We start from the raw sequence: 6,011 nt of genomic DNA, 5'->3' as shown, positions 1-6,011 counted from the left end.
CCGTACGGCATCCGGGGCCGGACCCCGCCGACCGGGCGGCGGCGGGGGTTCCGCTTCGCGGTCCGCCTGGTCGGCGGCGGTACACTCGACCGCTGTGGCGGACACCCAGTACGAAGACCTGTTGCGAACCGTGCTCACCTCCGGGACGGCCAAGGCCGACCGGACGGGCACCGGCACCCGAAGTGTCTTCGGACACCAGCTGCGCTACGACCTCGCGCAGGGCTTCCCGCTGATCACCACCAAGAAGGTGCATCTGAAGTCGATCGTGTACGAGCTGCTGTGGTTCCTGCGCGGCGACTCCAACGTCGGCTGGCTCCAGGAGCGCGGCGTCACCATCTGGGACGAGTGGGCCGGACCCGACGGCGAACTGGGCCCCGTCTACGGCGTCCAGTGGCGCTCCTGGCCCACCCCGGACGGCAGCCACGTCGACCAGATCAGCGACGTGCTCGACACCCTGCGCCGCAACCCCGACTCCCGCCGGATGATCGTCTCCGCCTGGAACGTCGCCGAGCTGTCCGACATGGCGCTGCCGCCGTGCCACGCCTTCTTCCAGTTCTACGTCGCCGACGGCAGGCTCTCCTGCCAGCTCTACCAGCGCAGCGCGGACCTCTTCCTCGGCGTCCCGTTCAACATCGCCAGCTACGCCCTGCTCACGCACATGGTGGCGCAGCAGACCGGCCTCGAACCGGGCGACTTCATCTGGACCGGCGGCGACTGCCACATCTACGACAACCACGTCGACCAGGTGACGGAGCAGCTCACGCGCACGCCGTACGAATTCCCTGCACTGCGGCTGCGCCGGGCAGACTCGCTCTTCGACTACGCCTACGCGGACGTCGAGATCCTCGACTACCGGCACCACCCGGCCATCAAGGCCCCGGTCGCGGTGTGAACGTCGGGCTGATCTGGGCGCAGGCGCGCGACGGCGTGATCGGCGCCGACAACGGCATTCCGTGGCACCTGCCCGAGGACATGGCGCACTTCAAGGCGACCACCCTGGGCCACCCGGTGGTGATGGGACGCAGGACGTGGGACTCGCTGCCGCCGCGGTTCCGCCCGCTGCCCGGCAGGCGCAACGTCGTGGTGACGCGCGACCCGCGGTGGACGGCGGACGGCGCCGTACCCGCCGGATCCGTCGACCGGGCACTGGAACTGGCGTCCGCCGAACCGGCCGCCACGGTGTGGGTCATCGGCGGCGGCGAGGTCTACCGGGCCGCGCTGCCACACGCCACGGCGCTCTCGGTGACGGAGATCGACACGGCGGTGACGGGCGACACGTACGCACCGGTGCCGGGCCCGGAGTGGCGGGTCGCCGACGACGGGGACTGGCAGGTCAGCCGCTCCGGACTCCGGTACCGGATCCGCGGCTTCACCAGATGACGCCCCGGGCCGTACACCCGGATGACCCTTGAACCCCGCGCAACCCGACGACTCCGCGCACCGAAGCCTTCCGCCCCCTGCACACCGGAGCCCCGGTCCCTCCAAGGAGCCCGACCCACTCCCCCCTGCACTCCAGCCCCTCACACAAGGGTAGGCGCCTCCTCCGACATCGGGCCTGGGCCTCCGGGCGATGTCAGAGGGCGCGGCTACCCTTGGGTGGGAGTGAGGGGTTGATCCGGTCTATCCGGTTGATCTGAGGCGGTCCGGGTTGGTCCGAGGCGGTCCGGGTTATTCCGGCTTCTGCCAGGCGCCGACGCCGAGTTCGCCCGTCGTGCCGAGGTCGAGTTCCGGGGTCACCGTCACCGGTGCCGCGCCCGGCTTCGCCCACACCCGTACGTACGGGGCGTCGACCGGGTCCCCCGCTTCGACGGTGTTGCGCCACACCAGTTGCGTCGACGCCCGCTCCCCCGGCCGCAGCGCCAGCGGCCGCGGCGGGGTGTCCGCGCCCGTACCGGAGGCGATGGCGGCGCCGCCGCGGCGGATGCGTACGCCGGTGATGTCCCGGTGCTCCTCGTCGACGAGTTGCACGCGCGGGTAGCCGTCCAGCCGGTAGACCTCCGTGCCGCAGTTCTCCAGGTGCAGCCCGACGACCCGCAGGCCCATCGCCGCGTCGCCCTCGTCCGCGTACAGCCGCACCCCCGCCGGCGGGCACGGTCCGCCCTTCGACGGCGCCTCGTCCGCCGGCACGCTGCGCACCTCGGCGACCTGCACCTGCGCCGCGCGCCCGGCCGCCATCGGGTCCGCGACCCCGGCCTGGTCCGGCACCGTACTGCCGGCCGGGACCGCCTCCACGACCTTCTCCGGGTACGACAGCACCTCGCCCGAGGAGCTGCGGACCTCGAAGGCGACGGTGTACGTCATCGCCTCCGCCCCGCGGTTGGCGATCTCGAACTCCACCCGCACCGGCTCCGCCGTCTCCGGCTTCGTCCGGACGCGGGTGATGGTCACGCCGTCGACCTCGACCGGGGTCGGGTTGCCCGGTGCGGTCGGGGCGCCGGCGTCCACGGCCCCGTCCGCCGACTCGGTGCCGCAGGCGGCGAGCAGCAGCACGGCGGCGAGGCCGAGTGCGGCAGGACCGGCGCGACGTACGCGGGACGGCCGGGTCGCCCGGGTCGCACGGCTCGCAGGCGTCGCAGAGGTCGCACGGCTCGCAGGCGTCGCAGAGGTCGCACGGCTCGCGGGAGTCGCACCGGTCGCACAAGTGACACGAGCGGTACGAGTGGTACGGGTGGCGTGGTGCATCCGCCCAGTCGACCAGGGCGGATGCACCACGGCCGTGACGCGCGTCACTCCGTCGGCCACAGCACGGTCACAGTTCCGCGCCGCGGACCGGCGGGCGGCTGAGCGACCCGGGCTCAGCCCACCGGTACGCGCGCCAGCCGCAGTTCGTGTGCGCCGTCGGGGCGGGCGGCCTCGAAGTAGATGTGCCACGTGTCCTCGGCGACGACCGCGTCGACGTAGCGCAGCGAGCCCGTGCCGTACGGGACCGTCGCCCACGGCCCCCCGGTGCTGAGCCGGTGCCAGCTGCGCAGGTCGTACGAGACCGCGAGGCCGCACTGCTCCTCGTAGTTCTGCTCGTGGGAGGCGATGCCGTCGTAGAAGCCGAGCCAGCCGGCGCCCGGGCCGAGCGGGACGGCGGAGTTGAGCCGGGTCTGGTAGCTGTCCCAGCCGCTGCCGGTTTGCATGGCCTCGCCCTGCCAGGCGAAGGTCGCGCCGCCGTCGAGGGAGACGGCGAGGCCCGTGGGGTGGGTGGTGATGCCGGTGTTGAAGATGTCGGCGGTGGCGTGCGCGCGGGCGGTGTCGGCGGCGGCGATCCCGGCGCGCGCGTAGCTCGCGAAGAGATAGGTCGCCGGGCCGTGCCGGAGGGTGTACGGGTCCTTGACCCCCTCGGTGCCGGTGTCCGCGGCGGTGAGCGCGGGGCGGGCCGCGGCGAGGTCGAAGGCGTCGGGCGCGGCGGCGTCGACGACGTCGATGCGCCAGCGGGAGTCGGCCGGATCGACGTAGCTGAGATAGAGCTGGTAGCCGTCCGGGGTGGGCAGCAGGCTGAAGCGCTCCATCGAGTCGGTCCCCAGCTGCCGGCTCTCCACCGCCCACAGGTCGGTGAAGGCCACCCCGTCGTCGCTCGCGGCGACCGCGCACCGCCAGCCGCGCTCACCGCCCGGATGCCCCCGGGGCCGCCGGCGGCGGTACGTCATCAGCCACCGGCCCCGCTCGGGTTCGTACAGCACCCCGGGACAGCCGGTCCAGTACCCGGCTTCGGGGGCCTCGGGGAGCATGACGACCTCCGCCCGCACGGGGTCGAAGGAGGGCAGGGGCGTGCTGATGCGATGGGTCGGCATGCTGGTCAGCCTAGGAGCCGGGCGGGCGGGGGCGTAGCCCGCGCAAGGTGACGAGCCGGTGAACTCGCACGCGGGCGGGGCGGGCCGGGCGCTGCGGGCGGCCGGTCAGGGGGCTTGCCAGGTGAGGCTGTAGCGGCGCAGGACGTGGCGGCGGTAGCGCACGCCGGGGAGTACGCGGCGGGCCTCGGCACGGACCTCGCCGTAGCTCATGTGCGGGCTGATGAAGGGCATCCCGGGCGGGAAGGAGGCGCGGCGCAGCAGCTTCGCGGTGCGTACGACGGGCGCGGCGGCGACCATGGCGGCCCAGTCGCCGACGCTCCGCTCGCGGGCGAGGCCGACGACCACGAGGACGCCGCCGGGGCGCAGCAGGTCGCGCATGCGGGCGAGGGCGGGGGTGAAGTCCATCTGGTGCACGGCGGAGACCGAGCAGATGAAGTCGTAGCCGGGGGCGGGCAGGTCGGCGGTGAGGAAGTCGCCCGCGACGAAGTCGAGTCCGGGCCGTCCCGCGGCCTGTTCGCGGGCGCTGGCGATCATCTCCGGGGAGTTGTCGACGCCGGTGACGCGCTCGGCCCGCACGGCGAGCTTGCGTGCGAGGAGGCCGTCGCCGCAGCCGACGTCGAGTGCGTCGCGGCAGCCCTCGGGGACGGCGCGCAGGATGCCCGGGTGGCGGGCGACGTTGGTGTTCCAGTACGGCGCGAGGTCGGAGTCCGGCATCGGTGCATGGTACGGACAGGGGGCGTAGGGGCGCGAGGGCAGGCAGACGACGCGGTACGGGCGCGGGCGGACCCGGGCGCGCGCGGGCGTACGGACCGTACGGACGCGCCGCCACCGGACCGGCACCCGCGCAACTGCCGCATCCGCCCGGACATTTGACGCGTTCCCGCTTATCGGGGCACGCGTCCGTGTCCGTTCTCTTGACGCCCGTTCTCCGGAGCGTAACCATCCAGCGCAATGGGAGAGCGCTCTCCCGCTCTCCCTCCCCCACTCCCAGGAGGCCCTGGATGAGGAGATCGCGCCTCTACGCCGTACTCCTGCCGGCCCTGGCCCTGGCCCTGTGCGTCACCGCACTCGGCGCCATCGCCGTCACCGGCGAGACGGCCAGCGCGCGCACGACCGCAGCCGCCGAAACCGCCGACAACGCCGCCCGAACCGGCAAGGACAGCGGCAACCCGGCCCACTCCGCACACGCCGGCCACACCCAGCCCCGCCCCGTCGCCTCCGGCGACGACCCCGACGGCGACGGCTACATCCCCGCGGAACCGCCCGTCACCGGCGTCGTACCGTCCGACAAGGAGCCGCCCCACCGCTACTTCCACGAGTTCCAGGCCAACTGCTCGGTGACCCACACCAAGCCCGACGACCCCATCGTCTACCCCGGCCAGCCCGGCAGGTCCCACGACCACACCTTCATGGGCAACAACACCACCGACGCCCACAGCACCACCGCCTCGCTCGACGCCGGCGCCACCGAGTGCAAGGCTCCCGGCGACAAGTCCGGCTACTGGATGCCCACCGTCCTCAACGGCGGCGAGCCCGTGCTGCCCGTGGGTGACCAGGTCATCTACTACAAGGCCGGCGTCACCGACTACACCAGCGTCCGCCCGTTCCCCAAGGGCCTGCGCTTCGTCGTCGGCAGCCCGCTGCAGAGCGAGGCGGAGTTCCGCGACCACCCGGGCTTCGTGGAGGGCTGGGAGTGCGGCGAGAGCTACTTCAACACCGACATCCCCGCCACCTGCCCCGGCAGCCAGGACACGCAGCTCAACATCCGGATGCAGGCGCCCAGTTGCTGGGACGGCCGCTACCTGGACACCCCCGACCACAAGAGCCACATGGCCTACCCCGTGGTCAAGGCCGGTACGAACAACAACGTCTGCCCGGAGAGCCACCCGGTGGCACTGCCGATGATCGAGTTCAAGATGGCGTTCCCGGTGAACGGCGACATGTCGCGGGTCGCGCTCTCCAGCGGCCGCGGCTACTCCTTCCACTACGACTTCATCAACGTCTGGGACGACGCCACCCTCAAGGCGCTCGTCGACCACTGCGTCGTCGGCGCGCTCCAGTGCAACGCGCGCGGCTACGACGAGACCCACCCCGAAGCGGGCGCCGCCCTCGACGAGGACTACGAGCTTCCCTGACCCCCCACCGCAGGAGGAGATCCCTTCCCATGCACCCCCGACCCCCCGCTCCCCCCTCTCCCCCCGGTGCGGCAAGACCCGGGCGCCCCCGGGGCCT

General features: G+C 73.0%; 6 protein-coding genes. 3 read left to right on the top strand and 3 right to left on the bottom strand.

Annotated features, from left to right (window positions below; genetic code table 11):
* The first annotated feature begins 94 nt into the window (after nucleotides 1-94).
* Nucleotides 95-892 carry a thymidylate synthase gene (locus tag H5J30_RS14715; protein WP_181787887.1) on the top strand — a complete coding sequence of 266 codons (798 nt, stop codon included), beginning with the start codon at nucleotides 95-97 and terminating at the stop codon, nucleotides 890-892.
* Nucleotides 889-1,380 carry a dihydrofolate reductase gene (locus H5J30_RS14710; protein WP_181787886.1) on the top strand — a complete coding sequence of 164 codons (492 nt, stop codon included), beginning with the start codon at nucleotides 889-891 and terminating at the stop codon, nucleotides 1,378-1,380. Before H5J30_RS14715 ends, H5J30_RS14710 begins: the two co-directional genes overlap by 4 nt.
* 288 nt (nucleotides 1,381-1,668) lie before the next feature.
* On the opposite strand, the gene H5J30_RS14705 is transcribed toward H5J30_RS14710, so the two are convergent.
* The 3 genes from H5J30_RS14705 to H5J30_RS14695 all read right to left on the bottom strand — a co-directional run bounded on the left by H5J30_RS14705 (nucleotide 1,669) and on the right by H5J30_RS14695 (nucleotide 4,493).
* On the bottom strand, nucleotides 1,669-2,445 hold the full coding sequence (locus tag H5J30_RS14705) for a DUF4232 domain-containing protein (protein WP_181787888.1): 777 nt from the start codon (nucleotides 2,443-2,445) through the stop codon (nucleotides 1,669-1,671).
* 350 nt (nucleotides 2,446-2,795) lie between these two features.
* Nucleotides 2,796-3,779 (bottom strand): glycoside hydrolase family protein, encoded by a 984-nt coding sequence (locus H5J30_RS14700; RefSeq protein ID WP_181787885.1) that lies wholly within the window; start codon nucleotides 3,777-3,779, stop codon nucleotides 2,796-2,798.
* A gap of 105 nt (nucleotides 3,780-3,884) precedes the next feature.
* Nucleotides 3,885-4,493, bottom strand: coding sequence for a class I SAM-dependent methyltransferase (locus tag H5J30_RS14695; RefSeq protein WP_181787884.1), 609 nt, complete (start codon nucleotides 4,491-4,493; stop codon nucleotides 3,885-3,887).
* 287 nt (nucleotides 4,494-4,780) lie between these two features.
* Here H5J30_RS14695 and H5J30_RS14690 point away from each other — a divergent pair, with 287 nt between their 5' ends.
* On the top strand, nucleotides 4,781-5,914 hold the full coding sequence (locus H5J30_RS14690; protein ID WP_181787883.1) for a DUF1996 domain-containing protein: 1,134 nt from the start codon (nucleotides 4,781-4,783) through the stop codon (nucleotides 5,912-5,914).
* Nucleotides 5,915-6,011 lie beyond the last annotated feature (97 nt).

This window comes from Streptomyces phytophilus, from assembly GCF_013870535.1.
GTDB lineage: Bacteria > Actinomycetota > Actinomycetes > Streptomycetales > Streptomycetaceae > Streptomyces > Streptomyces phytophilus.
Note: the sequence above shows the minus strand (reverse complement) of the source record. Positions and strands in the feature narration are given on the sequence as shown.